Annotated in this window: 17 protein-coding genes; 10 read left to right on the forward strand and 7 right to left on the reverse strand. The window is 63.7% G+C overall.

Annotated elements, in window-relative coordinates; all coding sequences use genetic code 11:
• Positions 1–113: 113 nt before the first annotated feature.
• Both SZ63_RS10355 and SZ63_RS10360 read right to left on the reverse strand, forming a co-directional pair.
• Entirely contained in the window at positions 114–557 is a 444-nt protein-coding gene (locus SZ63_RS10355) for a DUF5804 family protein (protein ID WP_048185090.1), read from the reverse strand.
• 64 nt (positions 558–621) lie between these two features.
• Positions 622–1,794, reverse strand: a complete 1,173-nt coding sequence (locus SZ63_RS10360) for a proteasome-activating nucleotidase (RefSeq protein ID WP_082122755.1) — start codon at positions 1,792–1,794, stop codon at positions 622–624.
• 43 nt (positions 1,795–1,837) lie between these two features.
• On the opposite strand from SZ63_RS10360, the gene SZ63_RS10365 reads away from it, so the two are divergent.
• The 5 genes from SZ63_RS10365 to SZ63_RS10385 all read left to right on the forward strand — a co-directional run bounded on the left by SZ63_RS10365 (position 1,838) and on the right by SZ63_RS10385 (position 7,240).
• Positions 1,838–2,236 (forward strand): DUF126 domain-containing protein, encoded by a 399-nt coding sequence (locus SZ63_RS10365; protein WP_048185275.1) that lies wholly within the window; start codon positions 1,838–1,840, stop codon positions 2,234–2,236.
• A 6-nt stretch (positions 2,237–2,242) separates the two neighbouring features.
• Complete coding sequence (locus SZ63_RS10370) at positions 2,243–2,674, forward strand: J domain-containing protein (protein ID WP_048185094.1); 432 nt, start codon at positions 2,243–2,245, stop codon at positions 2,672–2,674.
• A 160-nt stretch (positions 2,675–2,834) separates the two neighbouring features.
• Positions 2,835–3,221 carry a rubredoxin gene (locus SZ63_RS10375; protein WP_048185096.1) on the forward strand — a complete coding sequence of 129 codons (387 nt, stop codon included), beginning with the start codon at positions 2,835–2,837 and terminating at the stop codon, positions 3,219–3,221.
• A gap of 303 nt (positions 3,222–3,524) precedes the next feature.
• Positions 3,525–6,734, forward strand: coding sequence for a tetratricopeptide repeat protein (locus tag SZ63_RS10380; protein ID WP_048185098.1), 3,210 nt, complete (start codon positions 3,525–3,527; stop codon positions 6,732–6,734).
• Complete coding sequence (locus SZ63_RS10385) at positions 6,731–7,240, forward strand: FKBP-type peptidyl-prolyl cis-trans isomerase (RefSeq protein WP_082122756.1); 510 nt, start codon at positions 6,731–6,733, stop codon at positions 7,238–7,240. The genes SZ63_RS10380 and SZ63_RS10385 overlap by 4 nt, the downstream gene beginning before the upstream one ends.
• A gap of 476 nt (positions 7,241–7,716) precedes the next feature.
• On the opposite strand, the gene SZ63_RS10390 is transcribed toward SZ63_RS10385, so the two are convergent.
• Complete coding sequence (locus SZ63_RS10390; RefSeq protein WP_048185100.1) at positions 7,717–9,033, reverse strand: hemolysin family protein; 1,317 nt, start codon at positions 9,031–9,033, stop codon at positions 7,717–7,719.
• Positions 9,034–9,163: 130 nt separating this feature from the next.
• Here SZ63_RS10390 and SZ63_RS10395 point away from each other — a divergent pair, with 130 nt between their 5' ends.
• Complete coding sequence (locus tag SZ63_RS10395; protein WP_241481321.1) at positions 9,164–9,652, forward strand: redoxin domain-containing protein; 489 nt, start codon at positions 9,164–9,166, stop codon at positions 9,650–9,652.
• Positions 9,653–9,663: 11 nt separating this feature from the next.
• On the opposite strand, the gene SZ63_RS10400 is transcribed toward SZ63_RS10395, so the two are convergent.
• Positions 9,664–10,959 (reverse strand): sodium-dependent transporter, encoded by a 1,296-nt coding sequence (locus tag SZ63_RS10400; RefSeq protein ID WP_048185101.1) that lies wholly within the window; start codon positions 10,957–10,959, stop codon positions 9,664–9,666.
• 174 nt (positions 10,960–11,133) lie between these two features.
• Here SZ63_RS10400 and SZ63_RS10405 point away from each other — a divergent pair, with 174 nt between their 5' ends.
• From SZ63_RS10405 to SZ63_RS10415, 3 genes are all read left to right on the forward strand, one after another.
• The gene (locus SZ63_RS10405; RefSeq protein ID WP_048185104.1) at positions 11,134–11,925 is read left to right on the forward strand and encodes an N-formylglutamate amidohydrolase; all 792 of its coding nucleotides are present in this window, start codon (positions 11,134–11,136) and stop codon (positions 11,923–11,925) included.
• A gap of 81 nt (positions 11,926–12,006) precedes the next feature.
• A complete protein-coding gene (locus SZ63_RS10410; protein WP_048185106.1) occupies positions 12,007–13,290 on the forward strand; it encodes a RecQ family ATP-dependent DNA helicase in 1,284 nt (427 codons plus the stop codon).
• A 72-nt stretch (positions 13,291–13,362) separates the two neighbouring features.
• Complete coding sequence (locus tag SZ63_RS10415; protein WP_048185108.1) at positions 13,363–13,584, forward strand: PspC domain-containing protein; 222 nt, start codon at positions 13,363–13,365, stop codon at positions 13,582–13,584.
• 425 nt (positions 13,585–14,009) lie between these two features.
• Here the strand turns inward: SZ63_RS10415 and uvrB are convergent, their stop codons facing one another.
• From uvrB to uvrA, 3 genes are all read right to left on the reverse strand, one after another.
• Positions 14,010–15,938 carry an excinuclease ABC subunit UvrB gene (gene uvrB / locus SZ63_RS10420; RefSeq protein ID WP_048185110.1) on the reverse strand — a complete coding sequence of 643 codons (1,929 nt, stop codon included), beginning with the start codon at positions 15,936–15,938 and terminating at the stop codon, positions 14,010–14,012.
• A complete protein-coding gene (uvrC, locus tag SZ63_RS10425; RefSeq protein WP_048185112.1) occupies positions 15,935–17,485 on the reverse strand; it encodes an excinuclease ABC subunit UvrC in 1,551 nt (516 codons plus the stop codon). The genes uvrB and uvrC overlap by 4 nt, the downstream gene beginning before the upstream one ends.
• 246 nt (positions 17,486–17,731) lie before the next feature.
• The gene (uvrA, locus tag SZ63_RS10430) at positions 17,732–20,542 is read right to left on the reverse strand and encodes an excinuclease ABC subunit UvrA (RefSeq protein WP_048185117.1); all 2,811 of its coding nucleotides are present in this window, start codon (positions 20,540–20,542) and stop codon (positions 17,732–17,734) included.
• A 186-nt stretch (positions 20,543–20,728) separates the two neighbouring features.
• Here uvrA and SZ63_RS10435 point away from each other — a divergent pair, with 186 nt between their 5' ends.
• Positions 20,729–21,454: a DUF5591 domain-containing protein gene (locus SZ63_RS10435; RefSeq protein WP_048185120.1), complete on the forward strand. Its 726-nt coding sequence runs from the start codon at positions 20,729–20,731 to the stop codon at positions 21,452–21,454.
• Positions 21,455–21,856: the final 402 nt, after the last annotated feature.

Below are 21,856 nucleotides of genomic sequence, written 5' to 3' on the forward strand. Positions count from 1 at the left end.
TCCGGATTGCGCTGGAATACCATATGATTCTTGCTATCGGTCAGGGCTGCTTACGGCAATCCCCATTCAGAGCCACATAGGGCACAAGATCTCAAAAATAATAACTGTCCGCCCTACTCTGCCGGGTACTCTTCTTCGGCGCACCAGACCTCGAGCAGCGTATCCTCCGGCTCCGTCCGGTCGGCATACGTCTCCGGCGTCGTGCCCTCTTCCATCCATATGGTGTCGACCATATGATCCCCCACGATCCGGTAGAGGCAGCGGTACCTCCACGGTTCTGCGGGCATCACGTCCCGCTCGTAGATCTGCCGGGCAAGGCCTGAAGAGCAGAAGAGACCTTCTCCGGGCTCGAATAGGGCCTCGTCGACGTAGCGCTGGATGTACCACCGGAGCTCGGAGGCGAGGGCGAGCGCACTCCCGAGCGACGCCGTTCTGATCCGTATGCCGTACGCGAGCCGGTCAGGCTGATAAAAACGGAGAACGCCCCTGCTGGTCTCGGACTTGAGCAGGGTGGCGTAGAGGTCAACCCCCTCCAGCTGAATGAGGAGGACGTTCATTGCATATTGGTGAGCCGGAGGAATCGATAAGGTTTCCTCTAAAAAAGGGGGACGGGTGAGACCATCAGAGATACATGCGGCTGTCCGGCGCCGCTACCTCGCGCTTCACCTTCTTTATCGCTGCGAGGAAGTCTTCCCGGTCGACGGCATCGGCGTCCCGCCGGATCGCCATCATCCCGGCCTCGCGGCAGATCGCCTGCAGCTCGGCGCCGGTGGTGTTCTCCGTGAGTTCCGCAAGCCCGGAGAGCTCCACGTCATCGGAGAGCGACATCTTCGCGGTGTGGATCTTCAAGATCTCGAGGCGCGCTCCGGCGTCGGGCAGCGGGACCTGGATGATCCGGTCGAACCGGCCGGGCCGGAGGAGGGCCGGGTCAAGCATATCGATCCGGTTGGTCGCCGCCATGATCCGGACGTTGCCGCGGTTCCCGAATCCGTCCATCTCGGCCAGGAGCTGCATCAGCGTCCGCTGGACCTCGGCACTGCCGGAGGTTCCGTCGTTCGTTCGCATGCTCCCGATCGCATCGATCTCGTCGATGAAGACGATCGCCGGAGCGCGCTCCCGTGCAAGGATGAAGAGCTCGCGCACGAGCTGCGCGCCCTCCCCGATGTACTTGTGGACGAGTTCGCTCCCGGACATCCTGATGAACCGGGCCTGGGACTGGCGGGCAACCGCCTTTGCAATCAGGGTCTTACCCGTGCCGGGCGGGCCGTAGAGGAGGATGCCTTTCGGGGGCTCGACGCCCACGCGCTCGTAGATCTCGGGCTTCGTGAGCGGGTACTCGACCGCTTCCCGGACCTCCTCGATCTCTTCCTTCAGGCCACCGACCTGCTCGAACGTCACGCTCGGCTGCTCGTCGAGTTCCATGACCCTGACTCTCGCGTCGAAGATGTTGCCGATCGTCTTGACGATGGAGAGGGTGTTGTTCACCGCCACCTTCATCCCGGGTTTCAGGGTTCGGTGGAGTTTTTCGCTGACCGCGGTGACGTATTCCTGGTTGTTGCCCTGCTGCCGGAGATACACTTCGCCGTTCTCAAGTACATCGACCACAGCGGCAACAAACAGCGGCACCCGCTTTAACTGGGCGTTCTCTTTCCGGAGCTGCAGAAGCTCCTTTTCCAGCAACTCGTTCTTGAGTTTGTAATCCAGGATCTGTGCCTTCAGGTCCTGGATCTGGAGAGTGAGCATGTCGTGCTCGCTGCCGGGAGTGTTGCCAATGGTTTCGTCCATGTCACTCATATAGTTGGTTCTCCAACCACATTATAATGTGGTTGGAGTGATCATGCAAGGCAGAAGCATATCCAGGGGTATCGGAACCGGAGAACTCCTCGTCTCGTCCGAACCCATATCGTTCCTCTCGGGCGTCGACCCCGAGACCGGGATCGTCGTCGAGCACGGGCATCCGCTCGAAGGCCAATCCGTCGCCGGACGGGTGCTGGCCTTCCCGTACGGTAAGGGATCGACGGTCGGATCCTACGTGATCTACGCGCTGAAACAGAACGGGCTCGCTCCTGCGGCGATCATCAATACGGAGACCGAAGCGATCATCGCGGTCGGAGCGATCATCGCCGGGATCCCCATGGTCGACCGCCTCCCGCCGGAATTCTCCGATCTCTCGTCCGGCACCACCGTGACGGTGAACGGAGATTCGGGCGAGGTCTCCTGCGACGGAGCTTCGTGAGGCGCCGTGGAGACTCATTACGAGATCCTGGGCGTCTCCATTGACGCCACGCCCGACGAGATCCGGGCGGCCTACCGGAGCCTCGCCAAACAGTATCACCCGGACGTAAACCGCGACCCGGATGCAGGCGAGCGGTTCATCGCGGTCCAGCAGGCGTACGAGACGCTGATCGACCCCGATGCCCGGGCGCGCTACGACCTCGCTCTCCGGGGCGGCTGCACGACAGGGCCGCACGACCCGTTCCAGCAGTACCGTCCCGGCGGGCAGACGGTCTGGACGCGAGGGTTCTCGTGGAACGGGCAGGCACCGGCTTCCTGGGCCGGCAGGCTCGGCGTCATGCTCCTCCTCTTCCTCGGAGGAGTCCTGATCGTCTTCATGCTCGTCCTGTCGCTCCTCGCTCGTGTCATCTCGGGCGGCAGACGGCAGCAGGACTCCTGAACACCTTTTTTACCGGGCGACTCTCCCCTCCCCGGGGCAATCGGCACCGCGATACGGAGAAGAGGAGGAGAACCGCGCCGGTCCGGTCGGATCACGGGAAACCTTATCAGGTGAGACCGCCTTCGTGCCGGGTGATTATCGCGAGGTGAACGTGATGCCCATGGAGAAAGTGAAGCGATACCGGTGCAAGTACTGCAACTACATCTACTCCCCGATGCGGGGCGAGCCGCACCGCGGCATCCCGGCGGGTACCGCATTTGAAGACCTGCCGGAGGACTACGTATGCCCGGTCTGCGGTGCGACCGGAAAAGGGCAGATCGGGAAGTGGGGGTTCGAGCTCTGGGAACCGACCAAGTACGTCTGCAAGATCTGCGGCTACGTCTACGACAAAAAGCGCGGCGAACCCCTCCGCGGCTATCCGAAGGGCACTGCATTCGAGGATTTGCCGGAGGACTACGTATGCCCGGTCTGCGGAATGGATCCGCAGATCTCGAAGTTCCACGGCCCGGTCGGCAAAGCGCAGTTCGAACCTATCCTGGACGCCTGAAAGGAGAGCGGGGGGCCGTCCGCCTCTCTCCCGGAACCGTGCCGTGCCGGCCGCCATCCCACAGGCTGCAGGGGGATCCGGCGCTCCGGCACGATGCCGGATTTTTGCGGCAGCACTCCTTTATGAATCCCTAACACCCATCATAATGTGAATCAGTCCGTTCATTCAAAATCGGTCCTTTCAAATACTGGCCGGCGCATCAATGTTAGAAAAACACCGGCCGCCTTCTTTACGGGCAGCCGCCCACAGAGAATGCGGCGTTGAAGAGTCACGTATCAGACGAGCAGCGGCAGATGATGTCGGATGGATTTCTTCGGTAATATTCTGGGTCAGGGGAAGAACGCAAACCCCTCGATACAGCAGGGAACCTCTCAGTTCGAGGCCGGAAACTACGGCGAGGCGGTGAAGAGTTTCGAGAAGGCGCTCAAGATAGAGCCTGAAAACGGCTTTGCCCGGCTGTATATGGGTCGAGCGCTCGCCTGTCTCGGCAAGGACGGCGAAGCCGCGGAGTGGCTGAAGAAGGCCCTCGAGTCGGCTCCCGGCGATGCCGGGACGTTGCGGGTGCTGGGGCATGTCCTCGCTCGCTCCGGTGAGTACGAGGAGGCGGCCGGGTGTTTCGCCCGGATCGTCGAAGAAAAGCCCATGGACACGAACGCCTCCTACTGGCACGGGGAGATGCTTGAACGGCTCGGCCGGTATGCCGACGCGGCATCGGCCTATGCACGGGCACTGGCAGGAGACCCGGAAAATACCGTTCTGCGGGAGAGATGCGGGAGAATGCTCGAGCGAATCGGTGACTACCGGGAAGCGGCGGCATGCTTTGAGAAGATTCTCAGGACGAATCCCGGCAGCACCGATCTGCTCGCTCGAATCGGGGCCGCATACCTCAACCAGGGCGATTACTCGAAAGCCGTCGGTGTCTTCGACCGGGTGCTCGATACGGATCCGCAGAACATCGACGCGCTTTACGGAAAAGTCCGGGCTCTCGAGCACCTCGGCCGGTTCGAGGAGGCTGCCGGCTGCTGCGGCGAGATCGTTGCCGTCGAGCCAGAGAACATCACCGCCTGGTACCACCGCGGCTCGATGCTTCTCCGTGCAGGAAAGCACGAAGAAGCACTGGAGTGCTTCGAGAAGGTCGCTCTCGCCGACCCGGATCACGTCCCGGTGCGCTACGCCATGGGAATGGTCTACGACGCCCTCGGCCGCTACGAACGGGCGGTCAAGAGTTTCGATCATATCCTGAAGCACGACCAGGGTCAGGTCCAGGTATGGTACGCCCGCGGCATGGCGCTCTTCCGTCTCGGCCAGTACGCCGAGGCGATCCGGTCGTTCGACCGCGTGCTCGAGAGCCGGGCGACGACCGGGATGAAATGGATCGGAGACGGCACCGACCTTGCGCTCTTCGAGCGTGACGAAGGGGGAGCGCCCCGGAGACAGAAGCCGCTGAAGTTCGATGCGTTGAACGAGATCGTCCACAACTGCCGGGGAGCCGCGCTGCTCCACCTGGGGCGGTATGCCGAGGCGCAGAAGGAGTTCGAGCAGGTCCTCGAGGCCGACGCCGGAAACGTCTCCGCCCTGCAGCAGAGCGGCACCGCGCTCCTCCATCTCGGCAGATACGAGGAGGCCGCACGCTGCCTGGATGCGGTCCTTGAGAAAGAGCCGCACAACGCCGTCGCCGGGTCGATGAAAGCGGACGCGCTCATGAACCTCGGCAGGCACGACGATGCGCTGGCCTGCCTTGATCCGGTGCAGGGAGCCGGCGGCGACGAACCCCATCTCCTGTACCGGAAGGGAGAGGTCCTCCTGCATCTCGGGCGGTATACGGAGGCGGCAGAGGTATTCGAAACCCTCCTCAACGTCAATCCCGCCGATGCGGCGGCGGAGAGCGGCAGGGGAGAAGCGCTCGTGCACCTCGGACGGTACGAGGAGGCGCTCGCCTGCTATGACCGGGCACTCTCGGCCGCCCCGGCCGACCGTGCCGCTCTGCTCGGCCGGAGCACGGCGCTCGAGCGTCTCGGACGGTACGAAGAGGCGCTCGAATCCATCGGCCGGTTGACGCAGGCCGGTCCCGGAGACACCGGGACGCTTCTTCGGAAGGCGTGGATCCTCGAAGCTCTCGGCCGCTACGATGCAGCCGTCGCGTGTTACGAAACCCTCCTTGCAGCCGATCCGAAGGCCGGATACCCGGTGAATCTCGGGTTTGTTCTCGCCATGCTCGGGCGGTACGAGGAGGCCGCCGGACGATTCGAGGAAGCCACGCGTGCCGACCCGGACAACTTCTTTGCGTGGTTCAACCGGGGCCGGGCGCTGGAGAGGATGGGGCAGTACGCGGATGCGGCCGAGTGCTATGCAAGAGTGGCCGAAGGCCGGCCGGAGGATACCGGCGCCTGCTTTGCGCTCGCCGTCACCTTCGCACGGCTCGGCAGACACCAGAAGGCCATCGAGTGCTGCGACCGGGTGCTCGCCGCCGACGCCTCGAACGCCGCGGTTGCACGAATCCGGGCGGATATGCTCGAAGCCGTCGGCAAGCACGAAGAGGCGGCGGAAGCGTACGAGCAGTACCTGAAGAGTTCTCCCGACGACCGCGACGCCAGGATGGCGTTCGGCATGGCGCTCGAGCGGGACGGGAAGTTCGGCGACGCGATCAAGCAGTATGCGCTGGTGCTCGAGGGCGACGAACGCGACACCGAAGCGTGGTACACCCTCGAGAGCGCTCTCGTGCACATGGGCCGCTACGAAGAGGCGCTCGAGTGTTCCGACAGCATCGTCGAGGCGAGCCCGGAGAACTGGGCTGCCTGGCAGCGGCGCGGAGAGATCTTCATGTGGCTCGGCCGCTACGCCGACGCGGTGGAGTGTTTCGAGAAGGTGATCGCGGCCGATCCGGCCGACGTTCTCACCCTGCGAAGACTCGGCGAGGCCCACGAGAAGGCCGGCAGGTACGAGGATGCCCTCGCCGCCTATACGCAGGTGCTCGACCGGGAACCGACCAGCATCGAGACCCTCCATGCCCGCTCGTCGGCCCTCATCCACCTCGGGCGATACGGGGAAGCGGTCAAGTCGATCGACAAGATCATCGTTCTCCAGGATGAGAACCCCGCCACGCTCTTCATGCGGGGGACGGTGCTCGAGAAGGCGGGCAGGTACGACGACGCCCTCGCAAGCTACGAGAAAGCGCTCTCGATCGACCCGAAGAACGCGGCCGTCTGGAACGCGGCCGGGAGGCTCAAGGATGCGCTGGGACGGCACGAAGAGGCCGTCAAAGCGTTCGACAAGGCCATCGAGCTGGGCGGGGGAGACGCTCACGCCTGGCTCGCGAAGGGGCTCGCTCTCGGCCACCTGGGCAAACCCGACCGGGCAGCCGCCTGCTTTGAGAAGGTCCTGGAGGCTGACTCCCGCCATGCCCGGGCATGGTACCTGAAAGGGAGAGCGCTCGATAAGCAGGGCAGATTTGCCGACGCGGTGGAGTGCTTCAAAGAGGCGCTCGAGAACGGGGGCGGAGGCGAAGAGGAATGAAGGGGAGGCAGGCATACGGCATCCTGCTGCTGATCGCGTGCGTCCTGACCGTCTGCTCGGGCTGCATCGCGGGCGAAGAGGTGCGGGTGAAGTCCGGGGATACGGTGCTGGTCCACTACACCGGCACCCTCGAGAACGGGACGGTCTTCGACAGTTCCGCCGGGCGCGAACCGCTCCGGTTTACCGTCGGCAAGGGCGAGGTGATCACGGGGTTCGACGAAGGTGTCGTCGGGATGCGGGTAGGGGAGGAAAAAACCCTTCGCATCCCGGCCGACCGGGCATACGGGCCGTACCGCGAGGATCTCGTCATTATCCTCGACCCTGCCGAAATTGCCGGCAAAGAGAACCTGACGGTCGGCGATCAGGTGGGGATACCCCTGCAGAACGGACAGGTGCTGCCCGCAAGGGTCGTCGCGGTATCGGCCGATGCCGTCACCATCGATGCGAACCACCGCCTCGCGGGCGAGGATCTTACGTTCCATATCAGCCTCGTCGAGATTGTGTAGGATTACTCAACTTTTTTTTGGAGTTCCCTCTGGAGTGTCATTCCTGGAACAAGCTCGACCATGCAGATCGGTCTCGATCACGGTTGCAAAGAACCCATAAACTACTTTTCTGCGGTCACACTGGCACGGCTTCTGTGGGAGTATCGCCATAGGGGAGGGGCTGACGGGGAGGGGGGAGCATCCCCCCTCCCCTGTCTCCAGATCATTATCTGACACCTACTACCCCCACCCCGCCCGGCCTCCGGCCTCCTCCCCCGCCCCCAAGGGGGCGGGGGCAGTGCGTGGCGATATCTCCATGAAATCCGTGCATCGGGGTAAGCGATGTCCCAGGAATGATATGTGAGTACGACTGGCCAAAGGTGCGAAGAACCGGAGCACGAGAAGCCATCAGGCTTCGAGTCGTGCAGTCCCCCCGACCCATGCCCGCGACGCAATCGATGACTCTCCCCAGAGAGAAAAGTCAGCGAGGCCAATAGTCACCCTTTCTCCTCTTCCCCGCCCCCCACCGGGGTGACGAGCACCTTGTCGACCCGGTGGCCGTCCATATCGAGCACCTCGAACCGGAGTCCGTTCCAGACGAACCGGTCGCCGGCCTCCGGAGTCCGTTCGAGGTACATCATCACGAACCCGCCGAGCGTCTGGTAGTAGCCGCGCCCCTCTCCGGGCAGGGTGCCCGCGTCGAGGAGGTCGTGGAACTCGTCGACCGGGAGCATCCCGTCGAGGAGCCACGATCCGTCCGGACGAAGGACCGCCGGACCCTCGGGCGGGTGCTCGGGCGACGGGATGCCGCCGACGATCGACTCCATGATATCGTGGATGGTGACCAGACCCTGGATACTCCCGTACTCGTCGGTGACGAGGGCGATCCGCGCCCCGGAGGTCTTGAACTCGTCGAGGACCGAGAGTGCCGGGACGCTCTCGGGCACGAAGAAGGCAGGCTCGATTGCCGCCTGGAGGTCGGGAGGTTCGCCCGCGATCATCCGCGCCCAGAGGCTGCGGACCGAGACGGTGCCGAGCAGGTTGTCGAGATGGTCGCGGTAGACCGGGAAATAGACATGCCCGGAATCCACCATCTGCTGCCAGTTCTCTTCGACGGGATCCTCGACGTCCACGGCCACGATGTCGGGCCGCGGGGTCATCAGCACGCTGACCCGCCGGTCGGCGAGGCGGAAGACGCTCTCCACCATATCCTGTTCCGCCTCCTCGAAGACGCCGGCCCGGGTGGCCTGCCCGATGAGAACCCTGACGTCCTCCTCCGTAACCTCGGGCCCCGAAGGTTCCCGAACCCGAAGCAGCATGAGAACCCCCTCGGTCGAGGCGCCCAGCAGCCGGACGAGGGGTGCGGCGACCAGAGAGAGGAGCCGTATCGGGCGCGAGACCAGCGATGCAATCCGGTCGGCGTTGTTCATGGCCACCCGCTTCGGCACCAGTTCCCCGACGACGAGCGTCAGGTAAGTGATGGCGGCGACGACGGTTACGACCGCGAGCGGGCCGCTGTAAGGCGCGATCAGGGGAGATCCGGCAAACACTTCCGCAAGAGGCCCCGCAAGCGTCGCCCCGCCGAAGGCTCCGGCCAGGATCCCGACGAGGGTGATGCCGATCTGGATCGTGGAGAGAAAGAGTGTCGGATCCCGTGCAAGTTCGAGGGCGGCCGCCGCCCCGGCGTCGCCGCCCGCTGCTCTCTTCTGCAGGCGTGCCGTTCTCGCAGAGACGAGCGCGAACTCCGCCATCGAAAAGAAGCCGTTTGCGAGTATCAGGAGGACGATGATCGCGATATCGGTGGCAGGTGGCATTGCAGTGTTCTTGCCGGCAGGAGCCTTAAACCTGCGGGGCTCCCGGGAAGAGGCACGAACTCCGGGCGGGAGAGGAGCGTCCGTGAGAAAATATTTATCGTCGCCGGGAGAGAGTCCCGTCAGGTGATACATGATGGTCGAGGTCGGCGATCAGGCCAGGGATTTCTCGATACCGGACCATAACGGGAACACGGTCCGGTTATCGGCGTTCCCGGGGAAGCGGGTAGTCCTCTCGTTCCACCCGCTGGCATGGACCCGCATCTGTGCCGGGCAGATGAAGGCGCTCGAGGCGAACAGGGAGGCGTTCGATGCCCTCGGTGCCGTTGCCCTCGGCATCAGCGTGGATTCCGTCCCGTGCAAACATGCGTGGGCAGAGAGCCTCGGGATCGGTAAAACCCGGCTCCTTGCGGATTTCTGGCCGCACGGTGCCGTGGCGCAGATATACGGCGTCTTCGACCGCACAAAGGGCTACTCCCGGCGGGCGAACATCGTCGTCGACGAGGTCGGGCGCATCATATTCGTCGCGGAATACCCGGCGACGACGGTGCCCGACATGCAGGACGTCCTCGACGCTCTCCGGGCACAGGAGAGGCATGCGGAGGAGGTGCCGGGGGCGTAGCCCGGCCCCGCTCACCCCGTGCCCCGGAAAAAACTGCCGACGAGCGTGATCAGGAGAACGGCCGGAACGCCGTAGCGGATGAGCGCCATATAGACCTTCTGCTGCCACCCGCAGCCGCCGATCTCCGCACAGATCCGGGTGCGGATCATGAACCACCCGCCGACGACGCTCACGAGCAGCCCGGCGACGATGAGGCCGATTGTCCCGAATGCGTAGTCGGCGAAGTCGAGGAAGGGCATTCCGAAGGCTTCGAGGTTCAGGGCAGTGTAACTGAGAGCGGACGGAAGCCCGAGAACCATGACCGCGGCGAAGACGAGGAGCGTGGCACGCTTCCGGGGGTAGCCGTAGGAGTCCATCAGCGCCGCCGTCGGAACTTCGAGCATGGAGACCGCCGAAGTGAGCGCCGCTGCAAAGAGCATCAGGAAGAAGAGCGCTCCGAGCACCGTGCCGTACTGGATCTCCGTGAAGGCCGTGGGCAGGGTGATGAACGCGAGGTTCACCCCGGCCGCGGGGTCGAGGCCCGCGGTGAAGACCAGGGGGAAGATCACGAGACCGGCAAGGACTGCGATCAGCATATCGGCGACGGCGATGATCGCGGCGTTCCGGAAGAGAGCCTCTCTCCCCAGGTAACTTCCGAAGGTGAGCAGGATGCCCATACCCACGGAGAGCGAGAAGAAAGCCTGCCCGAAGGCCGCGATCCAGACGGCGGGGTCGGTCAGCCTCGAGAAATCAGGGGAGAGGTAGAACCCGATTCCCTCGGCCGCTCCGGGCTCCGTGAGCGAGAAGATCACGAGGAAGGTGAGGATCACGAGGAGAAACGGGATGAGGTACCGGGAGGCCCGCTCGATCCCTCCCCGGACCCCGGACCGCACCGTCACATAGACCGCGAGTCCCGAGAGGAGGAAGAAGACGAGCGGGAGATAAGAGCCCGTAAACGCATCGAAATCCATCGGCCGGTTGAAGGCGAAGAAGAGCGCGTATGCGAGAACCCAGCTCGTGATCACGAGATAGTAGCCGAGGATCAGGCTGACGACGGCGACGATGACGAGACCGGCGGCGGCGAACCGCTGCCGTATCGAGCGGAAGGCGGAGACGACCGACGTCCCCGTCGAGCGGCCGATGGCGAGTTCCAGCACCATCAGCGGGAGGCCGAAGAGGAGGACGGCGATCAGGAACGGGATCAGAAACGCGCCGCCCCCGTTCGCGCCCACGATGTAGGGGAACCGCCAGATGTTCCCGATACCCACGGCTGATCCGATGCTTGCAAGGATGAAGCCCAGCGTTGACGACCACTGTTCTCTTTCCACATCACTCACCGCTTGAGGACGGTTCCCCCAGGGTATGGAGGGGTTCCGCCTTTATATTCATGCCCGCCGGGTACCTCGACCACTGCACTTTTGTAGCGGGTGACCCCATACGACTGCGGTTAGAAGCAGCATGAGCGTCGGTTCCCGGAAATGTCCCTGTAGGAGGGAAAGAGCGTGAACGGCAGGTATCCGTTCCTCGTCTCGATCCCCCACGGCGGCACCGCCGTTCCGCCCGAACTCCGCGGTCTCGTCAACCTCACGCATAAGGAGATTGTCTTCAATAGCGACCCCTATACCCGCCGCCTCTACGGGTTCGACGATGCGGTGGAGGCGATGGTCGACTTCGACGTCTCGAGGGTCTTCGTCGACACCAACCGGGCGCCTTACGACTACCCGCCGCGGACGCAGGACGGCGTGGTCAAGGCCGTCACGCAGGACGGAACCCCGGTGTTCCGGAAGGGGCAGACACCCGGCAGAGAACTGATAGGAACTCTCCTGCAGAACTATTATCACCCCTTCCATAAACGGCTGGCCGGGGCGCTCGACACCCGGCCGATCGAGATCGCCTTCGACTGCCACAGCATGCTGCCCAAGTCCCCGCCGGTCCGGATGGACGCCGGACGCCCCCGCCCGCTCTTCTGCCTGAGCAACCGGGGTGACCGGAACGGCAGACCGACACGGGCGGGCGGTCTCGTGACCTGCCCGCCGGGGTGGCTCCAGGCGCTCGCGCGGTCGTTTCAGGCGGAGTTTGAGGGGGAGGGGCAGGTTGCAATGAACGATCCCTTCCGGGGCGGGTTCATCTCGGTGGCGCACTACCGGCGGCGGCGGATCCCCTGGGTCCAGGTCGAGATCAACCGCGGCCTCTACGAGACCGAGGACCGCGAGGCCGGGGAGGCACGGCTCACCGAACTCCGGGGGAGGATCTTCGCGGCCATCACCGGGTTCTGGGACGAGGTTTCGGGGTGAGGAACCCGCTCAATCGGGCCATATCCGCCGGAATTTCCGGCCGAAGATACTATGCCGGTAGAGCCCCCACTTATATTAGTGATGGATCGTCTGCACCTGATCCTCCAGCGTTACTTCGGCCATTCTGCGTTCAATCCCTACCAGCGGGAGATCATAGGGGACCTTCTCGCCGGGCGCGACGTCCTTGCGGTGCTCGCGACCGGAGGGGGGAAGTCGCTCTGCTACCAGGTCCCCGCGCTCGTCGGCGACGGTGTCACGCTGGTGATATCGCCTCTCATCGCCCTGATGAAGGACCAGGTCGACGACCTGCAGGCCCGCGGGATCGGCGCGGAAGCGCTGAACTCCTCCTGCTCCTACGCCACGACGCGGCGAATCCTCTCGGATCTCAACGAAGGCCTCATCCAGATCCTCTACGTCTCGCCGGAGAAGGCGGTCGGCGACGACTTCCTCGGCCTTATGGCGTCCCTTCCGGTCAGCCTGATCGCGGTCGACGAGGCGCACTGCATATCGATGTGGGGGCACCAGTTCCGCCCGGAGTACCGGTCGCTGGCGGTGCTCAAGGACAGGTTCCCCGGGGTGCCGATGGTTGCCCTGACGGCGACCGCGACCCCGGACGTCCGTGACGACATCGCGCGGCAGCTCAATCTCTCGGAGCCTTCGGTCTACGTCGGGAGTTTCAACCGGGATAACCTCCGCTACGCCGTCGTCAGGAAGGAGGAAGACGCCTACGAGCGGCTCCGCGCCTACCTCCGGGGCAGGAGAGGGGATGCCGGGATCGTCTACGTCGCAACGAGGGAGGGGGCCGAGACGCTCGCGGCACGGCTCCGCGCCGGCGGCATCCCGGCACTCCCCTACCATGCGGGCATGACGGCGACCGCCCGGGGGGAGACGCAGGATCGCTTCATCGGCGGGAAGGTTCCGGTCGTCTGCGCGACGAGCGCGTTCGGCATGGGGATTGATAAGCCGGATGTCCGGTTCGTCGTCCACTACGATATGCCCAAGACACTCGAGGCCTACTACCAGGAGAGCGGCCGGGCCGGACGGGACGGGAAGGAGAGCGACTGCATCCTCTTCTACAGTGACGACGATGCACGGCGCCTCAGATCGTTCATCGACCGCGATCTTGCATCCGAATTCCAGCGCGAGGTCGCGCGCTCGAAACTCCAGAACATGGTCGACTACTGCACCGTTACAGGGTGCCGGAGAAAGATGCTCCTCGAATACTTCGGGGAGCGAATCGAGGAGCCCTGCAACGGCTGCGATGCCTGTGCTCCGGCAGGAGCCCCCGCCGCGAAGGCCCGCACCCGGTCAGGGCGCAGGAAACGCGGTGCCGCCCGATCCGCGTCCGGTCGAGCCGGGGGATGACGGCACTCCTCTCCCACCCTCGGGGGGAAACACCTATTAGGCATACGGCAAAGAGGTTCTCCAGGATTTACCATGAAGAGGTTAACTCGTTCAACGTCCGATCGGTGGATTGCCGGGATATGCGGCGGTATTGGAGAGTACCTTGAGATCGATCCGAACGTCATCCGGGTGATCTGGGTCGTCCTCAGCGTGCTCACGACGGTCTTCCCGGGGGTAATCATTTATATCCTGCTCTGGATCATCCTGCCGGAGGAGGGGCAGGCGCGCCCGGTCGAGGCGACGGCCGAGGTATAAGCAGCGAAGGGCCGGAGCTTGAGAAAACGCGAAGCGTTTTCGAGTGGCGACGCTTCGCAAGAACGGAGCAGGAGCACCGTTAGGTGCGAAAAGGTGCCCGGAGAGGTGGCTACACCCGTGCACGGCTTTCCACCGGCTATCGCCACGCACTGCCCCCGCCCCTCGGGGCGGGGGAGGAGGCCGGGCGGGGTGGGGGTTGCAGGTGTAGCCTTATAAGTTGGAGACAGGGGAGGGGGGATGCTCCCCCCTCCCCGTCAGCCCCTCCCCCAATGGCGATACTCCCACGGTCCACTGCACCGGGCTTTCCATCACCTCAACAGATTTACTGCCAAAACAACGGAGGTTGCCACCTTTGCCGTCCCGGTCCCTCCCAGGCCCATACACTTGCGACAATCTAGAGCCCTGCCCCATCACCGCCGGCCTTCCTACCGTCCTTTCCCTTCCTGCAGTTTCTTGATCATATCCCGCAGCGCTATCGCCCGCTCGAACTCCAGGCGCTCCGCCGCCTCCCGCATATCGGCCTCGAGCTCGATGATCAGGTTCGGGACTTCGGACTTCGGGACGTGTTTGATATCGGTGATATCGACCTCTTTCTCGCGGATCGGTTTTACGATCGTCTGCGGCGTGATGCCGTGCCGGGCGTTGTACTCGAGCTGCATCGCCCGCCGCCGCCCGGTCTCGGCCATCGCTTTCTTGATCGAGTCGGTCATGGTGTCGGCGTAGAGCACGACCTTCGCGTTGACGTTCCGTGCGGCCCGCCCGATGGTCTGGACCAGGCTTCTCGCGTCGCGGAGGAACCCTTCCTTGTCGGCGTCGAGGATGCCGACCAGTCCTACCTCGGGGATGTCGAGCCCCTCCCGCAGGAGGTTGATCCCGACAAGGATGTCGTACTTCCCGAGACGGAGCTGCCGGATGATCTCGGTCCGCTCGATGGTCTCGATCTCCGAGTGGAGGTAGCGGGTCTTGATTCCCTGCTCGGCGAGATACTCCGAGAGTTCCTCGGCGAGCCGCTTCGTGAGCGTCGTCAGCAGTATGCGATCGCCGCGTTCGATGGTGGCCCGGATCTCCGCCATCACGTCGGGGATCTGCCCCTCGATCGGCCGGATCTCGACCGCCGGATCCACAAGCCCCGTCGGCCGGATGATCTGCTCCGCGACGCTCGACCGTTTCAGTTCGTAGTCTCCCGGGGTCGCCGAGACGAAGATGACGTTTCGCATGTAGCCCGAGAACTCGTCGAACTTCAGCGGCCGGTTGTCGAACGCCGACGGGAGCCTGAAGCCGTAGTCCACGAGGGATTTCTTCCGCGAGTAGTCGCCGTTGTACATCCCCCTGACCTGGGGCAGGGTCTGGTGGCTCTCGTCGATCACCATCAGGAAGTCCTCGGGGAAGTAGTCAAGCAGGCAGTAAGGCTGCTCCCCGGCCTTCCGCCCGTCGAAGTGGCGGGAGTAGTTCTCGATCCCCTTGCAGGTCCCGGTCTCGCGGAGCATATCGATGTCGTAGAGTGTCCGCTGGCGGAGGCGATGCGCCTCGAGCATATCGAGGTTCGGGAGCCACTCCTCGAGTTCCTGCTCGATCGAGGCTATCGCCCGCTCCTTCTCCTCCTCGGGGGCGACGAAGTGCCTGGCCGGGTAGACGAAGAAGTAGTCCATCGCCTCCAGCCGCTCTCCCGAGGTCTTGTCGATCTCGCTGATCCGGTCGATCTCGTCCCCGAAGAGTTCGATACGGATGATGTTGTTGAAGTAGCCGGGGACGATATCGATGGTGTCGCCCTTCACGCGGAACCGGCCCGGCATGAGTTCGATGTCGTTTCGTTCGAACTGGATGTCGACGAGTCTCCTGATGATATCATCCCGCCGCATCCTGTCGCGGACCTTCACCTCAAAGCCCATCCCCTGGAAGTTCGCGGGGTTCCCGAGACCGTAGATGCAGGAGACCGAGGCGACGATGATGGTGTCCGGGCGGGAGAGAAGCGATGCTGTGGCCGCAAGCCGCATCTGCTCGATCTTGGGGTTGATCTGGGCGTCTTTCTCGATGTAGAGGTCGCGTTTCGCGATGTAGGACTCGGGCTGGTAGTAGTCATAGTAGGAGACGAAGTACTCCACCCGGTTATCGGGGAAGAACGACCTGAACTCGTTGTAGAGCTGGGCGGCAAGCGTCTTGTTGTGCGCGATGACGAGGGTGGGTTTCCGGACCTCCTCGACGACGTTTGCTATCGTGAACGTCTTCCCCGATCCCGTGACCCCGAGGAGGGTCTGGTACCGCTCGCCGCGGGAAAGGCCGCCGGTGAGTTTCCGGATCGCGTCGGGCTGCGAGCCAGTTGGCTTGAAATCCGCTTTAAGGTGAAATTCCGTCATGGTGCCACCGTCTTCTTCCTGAGCGTTCTGTGATACGTGATCGCGAACCGGTGCGCCTCGTCGCGGATCTCCTGGAGGAAGAGCGACGCCTTCTCGTGCCGCTCAAGCGGCAGGGGGTGGGAGAAGCCCGGCACGAAGACTTCCTCCTCGCGCTTCGCGATCGCCGCGATCGGGACCTTGATCCCGAGTTCCCGAAGCACCGCCACGGCCGCCGCAAGCTGCCCTTTCCCACCGTCGATGAGGATCAGGTCGGGGAACTCGCCGCCCTCCTTCTGGAGGCGCGAGTAGCGCCGGCGGACCACCTCGGCGATGGCCGCGAAGTCGTCGATTCCCTCGACCGTCCGGATCCGGAAGCGCCGGTAGTTCCGCCGATCAGGCTTCCCCCAGAGGAACCTGACCATCGAGCCCACCATCGCCGTTCCGGAGAGATGGGAGATGTCGAAGCACTCGATCGCGACCGGGAGGTCGGGGAGGTGCAGCCGGCGTTTGAGTTCGTCCAGTTTGATCCGGTCGCCGAAGAACCCGATCTCGACGTTTTTCCGGACAAGGTCGAGCAGGTTCTTCTTCTCGCCCCGCTGCGGCACGACCACCCTGACCTTGCCGCCCCGGAGGTGGGAGAGGTAGCCGGCGACGGCATCGTCGATGGGCACGGGCAGGATCACCTCCTGCGGCGGTTCGTGGTCCGCGTAGTAGCGGACGAGGAACTCCTCCAGGAACCCCTCCGTCTCGTCGAAGGTGTACTCGCGCTTCCCGGCAAGCGTTCCCCGGTCGACGTTGAAGAGCATCAGAAAGACGGTTCCTTCGCTCACGATATAGTTGACGATATCCTCGTTGTAGGTCTTCTGCCGGTCGACGTGCTGGCGTTCGCGCAGCCCCTCGAGGGCCGCGATCTGGTCGCGGAGTTCCATCGCCCGCTCGAACTCCTGGCGCTCTGCCGATGCCGCCATCTCCTCGCGGAGCGTCCGGATGAGCCCGGCGATATCCCCTTTCAGGACGGCCTCCGCCCTTCTGACCCGCTCCCGGTAGTCGTCCTCGGTTATTCTCCCCGTACAGGGCGCGCTGCACGAACCGATGTGCGCCCGGAGACACGGGCGGCGGGGGAGGCGCCGGCATGTTCGGAGCCCAAAGAGGGATTTCAGGAGCCGGAGAAGGTCTTCGCGCTCCCGGCCGGAGACGAACGGGCCGTAGTAACGGCCGTTCCCGTCGGGCTGGCGGGCGGTGTGGATCCGGGGATAGGGCTCGTCGGTGACGTGGATGTAGGCGTACCGTTTCGAGTCCTTGAGGTCGATGTTGTACTTCGGCTGGTGCTTCTTGATCAGGGTGTTCTCGAGGATGAAGGCCTCGACCTCGGTATCGGTGACGATGAAGTCGAGGCCGGCGATCGCGGCGACGAGCCTGCTGGTCTTCGGATCGAGGTCGTGCCGGGAGAAGTAACTCGATACCCGGCGTCGGAGGTTCTTCGCCTTCCCGACATAGATGATGGTCCCCTCACTGTCGGAGAAGAGGTAGCATCCGGGTTCGGTCGGAAGGGTTGTGGGGTCGATCATGCGCGTGAGACAGGGTGGTGGATCGCACGCGAAGACGCGAAGACGCGAAGGGTACTGTTAACACTGTTCCCAGCTTCGCGGCTTCGCGGCTCGCACCTAACGGTGCTCAAACTCCGCTTGCGCTCGCACTTCACGTGAGTCAATTCTGGAGTTTTCAACAAGGCCAATATCTTGCAGCTTCGCGTAAGTAAACTGCTGTAGTGATGTGATTTCGCGCGAGGTAGCAGGCCGCGGTTTGCGAGGAGATCACGTCTCATGCTTTACCAGGATCTCCTTTAAGAACGCGCCCGTGTGGCTCCCTTCGACCAGAGCGACCTCCTCGGGGGTTCCCGTCGCGACGACCTCGCCGCCGGCGTCCCCGCCCTCGGGCCCGAGGTCGATGACGTAGTCGGCGGACTTGATCACGTCCAGGTTGTGCTCGATCACCACCATCGTGTTCCCCCGGGCCACCAGATCGTCGAGGACGGCGATCAGGTTCTTCACGTCGTGGAAGTGCAGGCCGGTCGTCGGCTCGTCGAGGAGGTAGATCGTCTTCCCCGTGGCCCGCTTCGCGAGCTCGCGGGTCAGCTTGATCCGCTGCGCCTCGCCGCCCGAGAGGGTGGTGGAACTCTGGCCGAGTTTGATGTAGCCGAGCCCGACCCTCGAGAGGGTGTCGAGCCTGTTCCTGATCGAGGGGACGTTCTCGAAGAGGCCGATCGCCTCCTCGACGCTCATGTCGAGAACCTCGGCGATGGACTTGCCCCGGTACTTCACCTCGAGGGTCTCGCGGTTGTAGCGCGCCCCTTTGCACTCCTCGCACTCGACGTAGACGTCGGGGAGGAAGTTCATCTCGATCTTGATGAGACCGTCACCCTGGCAGGCCTCGCACCGCCCGCCTTTGACGTTGAACGAGAATCGGCCGGGCTTGTAACCCCGAACCTTCGCCTCCTTCGTCTCGGCAAAGACCTTTCGGATCTCGTCGAATACCTTGGTGTAGGTCGCCGGGTTCGAGCGCGGCGTCCGCCCGATGGGGCTCTGGTCGATGACGATCACCTTGTCGATCTCGTCGTCGAAGACAAGGTTGTCGTGCTTCCCCGGGGGCTCCCGTGAATTGTGGAGTTTCTGCATCAGCGCCCGGTAAAGCGTCTCATAGATGAGCGTGGACTTCCCCGACCCCGAGACCCCGGTGATGACCGTCAGGACGCCGATGGGGATATTCGTGTCGATGCCCTTGAGGTTGTTCTCCCGGCAGCCCGAAAGCCTGATGAACCGGTCGCTCCTCCGGCGGGTCGTGGGGACATCTATCCTGAGACCGCCGGAGAGGTAACGGCCCGTGAGCGAGGCAGGGGCTGCCGCGATGGCATCGGGAGGACCTTCCGCGACGATCTCGCCGCCGTGGAGCCCGGCCCCGGGTCCCATGTCCACGACCCAGTCGGCGCTCCGGATCGTCTCCTCGTCGTGCTCCACCACGACGAGGGTGTTGCCGAGGTCGCGGAGGTGCTGCAGGGTCTCGAGAAGTTTCCGGTTGTCCCGCTGGTGCAGCCCGATGGAAGGTTCGTCGAGAACGTAGAGAACCCCCGTGAGATTCGACCCGATCTGCGTCGCGAGGCGTATCCTCTGCGCTTCCCCGCCCGAAAGGCTCCCGGCGCTTCGCGAGAGGGTCAGGTAGCCGACGCCGACCTGGTTGAGGAACTCGAGCCGGGCGATGATCTCTTTTAAGACCTGCTTTGCAATCTCACGCTCGGTCTCGGTGAGGTCCAGCGTCCGGAAGAACGAAAGCGCTCCCGTAACCGAAAGGTCGGTGGCCTCGACGATGGACTTCCCGGCGACCTTCACGGCAAGCACCTTGTCTTTGAGCCTCCTGCCCCCGCACTTCGGGCAGGGGAGGACCCGCATGAACTTCTCGAGTTCGCGGCGACGGTACTCCGACTGGGTCTGGTGGTAGAGCCGCTCGGCCTGCGGGGCGAGCCCTTCCCACGTCCCGGAGTGCGACCACGAGTCCCCGTTCCTCGTCCGCATCGAGAGGCGGAGTTGCTCCGGCGAGCCGAACATCAGGGCATTGTACTGCCGCTCGGTGAGGTCCTTGATCGGGGTTAAGACCGAGAACCCGAAGTGTTTCGCGACGGCGCCGAGGTACTGGCTCCGGTAACCGTCGAGGAAGTTCCGGTAGAGCATGACGGCGCCGTCGGCGATGGATTTGCTCTTGTCCGGGATGATCAGGTCCGGGTCGAACTCCATCTTGATTCCGAGCCCGTTGCACTCCTCGCACGCGCCGAACGGGCTGTTGAAGGAGAACATCCGGGGCTGGAGTTCCTCGAACGCAATCCCGCAGACCGGGCAGGCCATGAGCGCCGAGCAGGTCTCTTCCCGGCCGCCCTCGTCGACGGCGATGACGAGCCCTTCGGACTTTGCAAGGGCGTTCTCGATCGCTTCGACGAGCCTCGAGCGCTCGTCGACGGAGAGCCGGTCGACGACCACGTCGATGTCGTGCTTGCGGTAGCGCTCGAGGGTGATCTCCTCGTCGGTCCGGTGGATCTCGCCGTTGACCCGGACCCGGGCGTAACCTTCCCGGTCGAGGTCCTTGAAGACCTGCTGGTAGGTTCCCTTCTTCTGCCGCACGACCGGGGCGAGGATGGTGACCGTCCCGGCCATCGTGGAGGCGATGTGGTCGGCGATCTTCTCCGGCGACTGGGCCTCGATGGGGATCTGGTGCTCCGGACAGAACGGCGTCCCTACCCGGGCGAAGAGGAGCCGCAGGTAGTCGTAGATCTCGGTGACGGTGCCGACGGTGCTCCGGGGATTTTTCGACGTCGTCTTCTGCTCGATGGAGATGGCGGGCGAGAGCCCGTCGATGCTGTCGACGTCGGGCTTCTGCATCAGACCGAGGAACTGCCGCGCGTAGGCGGAGAGCGACTCCACGTAGCGCCGCTGCCCTTCGGCATAGATGGTATCGAAGGCAAGCGTGGATTTTCCCGATCCGGATACGCCGGTGAGGACGATAAGCCGGTCGCGCGGGAGTTCGACGGTGATATTGTTGAGGTTGTGCTCCCGCGCCCCCTTGATGACGATCTTCTTCATTGGTACGTGCAGATATGTTTGTCTTCTTACCTCATAGCCGTTTGCCGATATCAAAATTTAAATAGAATAGGTTAACGGAGCCCGGAATGGCGCCGTTTTGGAGGGGTCCCGGGAACTCTCCCATAGGGTCACCCTTTTTGCTTTTTTCGGTCAAACCCGTATACACCAGGAAAGAGAATCATTTTCATGCAGAAGGATCGGATAGTGCCGGGTGCGGGGGCCCCGCGGCGGGTTGTCAGGATCGTGCAGGACAGGCACGGGGACCGGATCGAGATATTCGACCCGCCGTTCTACCGGAAGGAGTTTGAGGACGCCTACCGGTTCATCATCGACAGTTACACGGTACCGCCGAGGGAGATCGCCCTCTTCCTCCCCTGCGCCGTCCGGAAACCCTACAGCCAGAGCCCGAGCCACAGACTCTTCCGGCGGATCATCGACGGCGTCCTTGCTCCGGAGGACTACCATATCGTCGTGTTCGGCACCTGCGGGACCGTTCCCGCGGAGCTCGAGGGCATGTATCCCTACCGGAACTACCACTACATGCTCGGCAAGACCACGGACGAACGGGTCCGGCGGGACTTCCACCGGATCGAGGTCTACCGGCTGAAGGGCTACCTCGAGAAGACCCGCGACACCTACCGGCACCGGCTCGCCTACTGCATCGGGCCGTTTCGGAAGGCCATGGTCGAGGCGGCGGAGGAGACCGGGATCGCCGTCGACCTCCTCCCCTCCGATCCGATGATCGAGCGGCTCTACGACATTGACTGTCCGTTCCCGGAGGGCAGCCTCTCGATGCAGGGTTACATCGACGAGTTCCGCGAGGGGCTCGAGCGGCTGGCGGGCAGGATATACGCCGGAGAGACGACGGCTCTGGAGGGGTGCCCGGAGCGGCGGGGGCCGGTGAGGGCGTGATGGGGTGGTGGGGTGCAATAGGAAAACCGTAGGTCTTCGCTGCATGAGCAAAGTGAGCACGAGGAACCCAAAACGTTTTGCTGTGGAGACAGGGGAGGGGGGCACGCCCCCCTCCCCGTCAGCCCCTCCCCAATGGCGATAGCCAGTGGAAATCCGTGTCTAGAATCGCGGATGAACAGGACACACAGTTTCCTGCTTAACTATAGTTCGCATATAAGAGCGATCCCAATCATATGGAGTCCTACCACAACTGCGTTGCCCATCAACCGATTTCCCCGGATATCGCCACGCACTGCCCCCGCCCCTCAGGGGCGGGGGAGGAGGCCGAAGGCCGGGAGGGGTGGGGGCAACGTTTTAGATCTCAAACTGTAGTCTACGATGTAGAGTGGGCGCGGCAATTAG

The sequence above is a fragment of the Methanoculleus sediminis genome, from assembly GCF_001017125.1.
Lineage (GTDB): Archaea > Halobacteriota > Methanomicrobia > Methanomicrobiales > Methanoculleaceae > Methanoculleus > Methanoculleus sediminis.